We start from the raw sequence: 344 nt of genomic DNA on the forward strand, positions 1-344 counted from the left end.
ATACATAAAATGGTGGAGGGGGACGGATTCGAACCGCCGAACCCTGAGGGAGCGGATTTACAGTCCGCCGCGTTTAGCCACTTCGCTACCCCTCCACATGCAGTACATACTGGTTAGAGAATGTATTTCTCAAACCCATCTATACATGATCAGCTGCTCTAGAGCAATGCTGGTATTTTTAAAAGTGGCTCGGGACGGAATCGAACCGCCGACACGAGGATTTTCAGTCCTCTGCTCTACCGACTGAGCTACCGAGCCATACATGGCGGTCCCGACGGGGATCGAACCCGCGATCTCCTGCGTGACAGGCAGGCATGTTAACCGCTACACCACGGAACCATCAC

Annotated in this window: 3 tRNA genes; all 3 read right to left on the reverse strand. The window is 53.5% G+C overall.

Features of this window, described 5'->3' with window-relative positions:
- Window positions 1–10: 10 nt before the first annotated feature.
- The 3 genes from AAHB12_RS31435 to AAHB12_RS31445 all read right to left on the reverse strand — a co-directional run bounded on the left by AAHB12_RS31435 (window position 11) and on the right by AAHB12_RS31445 (window position 339).
- Window positions 11–95, reverse strand: a tRNA-Tyr gene (locus AAHB12_RS31435).
- Window positions 96–185: 90 nt separating this feature from the next.
- Window positions 186–258 (reverse strand) — tRNA-Phe (locus AAHB12_RS31440).
- Window positions 259–263: 5 nt separating this feature from the next.
- A tRNA-Asp gene (locus AAHB12_RS31445) sits at window positions 264–339 on the reverse strand.
- Window positions 340–344: the final 5 nt, after the last annotated feature.

The organism is Bacillus sp. OTU530 (assembly GCF_038440375.1).